The sequence below is a fragment of the Vibrio sp. YT-17 genome, assembly GCF_033337375.1.
Taxonomy (GTDB): domain Bacteria; phylum Pseudomonadota; class Gammaproteobacteria; order Enterobacterales; family Vibrionaceae; genus Vibrio; species Vibrio alginolyticus.
On record NZ_JAWOQP010000169.1, the window covers coordinates 1 to 1,115 of the forward strand.

Annotated in this window: 1 protein-coding gene and 1 pseudogene; both read left to right on the forward strand. The window is 49.5% G+C overall.

What is annotated here, in order from left to right:
* A partial coding sequence (locus R7F67_RS24715; protein WP_318057521.1) for a UDP-N-acetylmuramoyl-L-alanyl-D-glutamate--2,6-diaminopimelate ligase occupies positions 1 to 946 on the forward strand: 946 nt, incomplete at its 5' end.
* Positions 943 to 1,115, forward strand: a pseudogene (murF, locus tag R7F67_RS24720) (UDP-N-acetylmuramoyl-tripeptide--D-alanyl-D-alanine ligase); the annotation flags it as partial. The gene R7F67_RS24715 and the pseudogene murF, both read left to right, overlap by 4 nt.

Here is a 1,115-nt window from a genome sequence, read left to right on the forward strand (position 1 = left end):
ATATACGGCGTTAGAAGTGTCTTCTCATGGCTTGATCCAAGGCCGCGTTAAATCCCTTTCCTTTGCTGCTGGCGTATTTACCAACTTGAGCCGAGACCATCTTGATTATCACGGTACGATGGAAGAGTACGCCAACGCCAAACTAACGCTGTTTACCCAGCATCAATGTGATCAAGCAATCATCAATGTTGATGACGAAGTTGGCGCTGCGTGGGCGAAACAACTGACGAATGCGATTGCCGTTTCTCTTGCTCCTACAACTGAGTTTGAACACGCGCTGTGGGCGAGCCAAGTGGCTTATGCTGAGTCCGGTATTACGATTCGTTTTGATGGTCAGTTTGGCGAAGGTACGCTGCATGCGCCGTTGATTGGTGAATTCAACGCAGCCAACTTAATGCTGGCATTTGCGACCTTATTGAGCCTTGGTTTTGATAAGAACGATTTGCTAGCGACGGCTGCTCAATTGCAGCCGGTGTTAGGCCGAATGGAGCTATTCCAAGCTGAGCATCGCGCCAAAGTTGTGGTCGATTACGCTCACACGCCTGATGCGCTTGAAAAAGCATTACAAGCACTGCGCGTGCATTGTGACGGACAGCTTTGGGCTATTTTCGGTTGTGGTGGCGATCGCGATGCGGGTAAGCGTCCGATGATGGCAGAAATCGCTGAGCGTTTGGGTGACAAAGTCGTCTTGACCGATGATAACCCGCGCAGTGAAGACCCTGTATTCATCGTCAAAGATATGCTTGCTGGCCTATCCAAACCAGCAGAAGCGATTGTCCAGCATGATCGCTTTAAAGCGCTTTCTTACGCGTTAGAAAACGCTGCGCCTCAAGACATTATCTTGCTGGCAGGTAAGGGCCACGAAGACTACCAAATTCGTAATGGCGAAACGATTCATTATTCCGACCGCGAATCCGCAATGCAGCTTTTAGGATTGTCCTCATGATCAAGGTTACTTTATCTCAAATTGCAGAAATCACTGGCGGAGCGTTATTCGGTAACGATCTGACTATCGACGCAGTGGCCACTGACACGCGAACGAGCGACAATGGTGCGCTGTTTGTTGCGCTTGTCGGTGAACGATTCGATGCGCATAATTTTTGTCAGCAAGCACT